We start from the raw sequence: 1,030 nt of genomic DNA, 5'->3' as shown, positions 1-1,030 counted from the left end.
TCCAGGTCGGGTCGGTGGCGGTGGGCGGGGACGCGCCGGTGTCGGTGCAGTCGATGACCACGACGCGTACGTCGGACGTGGGTGCGACGTTGCAGCAGATCGCGGAGTTGACGGCGTCGGGTTGTCAGATCGTGCGGGTGGCGTGTCCGACGCAGGACGATGCGGATGCGTTGGCGGTGATCGCGAAGAAGTCGCAGATCCCGGTGATCGCGGATATTCATTTCCAGCCGAAGTACGTGTTCGCGGCGATCGATGCGGGTTGTGCGGCGGTGCGGGTGAATCCGGGGAACATCAAGCAGTTCGACGACAAGGTGAAGGAGATCGCGCGGGCGGCGAACGATGCGGGTACGCCGATCCGGATCGGTGTGAACGCGGGTTCGTTGGATGCGCGGTTGCTGGCGAAGTACGGGAAGGCGACTCCGGAGGCGTTGGTGGAGTCGGCGCTGTGGGAGGCGTCGCTGTTCGAGGAGCACGGTTTCCGGGACATCAAGATCTCGGTGAAGCACAACGATCCGGTGGTGATGGTCAATGCGTACCGTCAGCTGGCGGCTCGTTGTGATTATCCGTTGCATCTGGGGGTGACGGAGGCGGGTCCGGCGTTCCAGGGGACGATCAAGTCGGCGGTGGCGTTCGGTGCGTTGCTGTCGGAGGGGATCGGGGACACGATCCGGGTGTCGTTGTCGGCGCCGCCGGCCGAGGAGGTCAAGGTCGGTATCCAGATCCTGGAGTCGTTGAATCTGCGGCAGCGGCGGCTGGAGATCGTGTCGTGTCCGTCGTGCGGTCGGGCGCAGGTGGATGTGTACAAGCTGGCGGATCAGGTCAGTGCGGGTCTTGAGGGCATGGAGGTGCCGTTGCGGGTGGCCGTGATGGGCTGTGTCGTCAATGGTCCGGGCGAGGCGCGTGAGGCGGATCTGGGTGTCGCCTCGGGCAATGGCAAGGGTCAGATCTTCGTGAAGGGCGAGGTCATCAAGACCGTGCCGGAGTCGAAGATCGTCGAGACGCTGATCGAGGAAGCCCTGAAGATCGCCGA

1 protein-coding gene is annotated in these 1,030 nt (G+C 64.6%); it reads left to right on the top strand.

The genetic code is table 11. From position 1 onward, the window contains the following. The coding region (ispG, locus tag ACIRP2_RS39605) for a flavodoxin-dependent (E)-4-hydroxy-3-methylbut-2-enyl-diphosphate synthase (protein WP_404258614.1) at positions 1–1,030 on the top strand (1,030 nt) is incomplete at both ends.

It is taken from the genome of Streptomyces sp. NPDC101194 (assembly GCF_044767885.1).
In the GTDB taxonomy this organism is placed as follows: Bacteria; Actinomycetota; Actinomycetes; order Streptomycetales; family Streptomycetaceae; genus Streptomyces.
The sequence above is the reverse complement of the archived record's forward strand: the minus strand, read 5'-3'. Positions and strand labels throughout refer to the sequence as shown.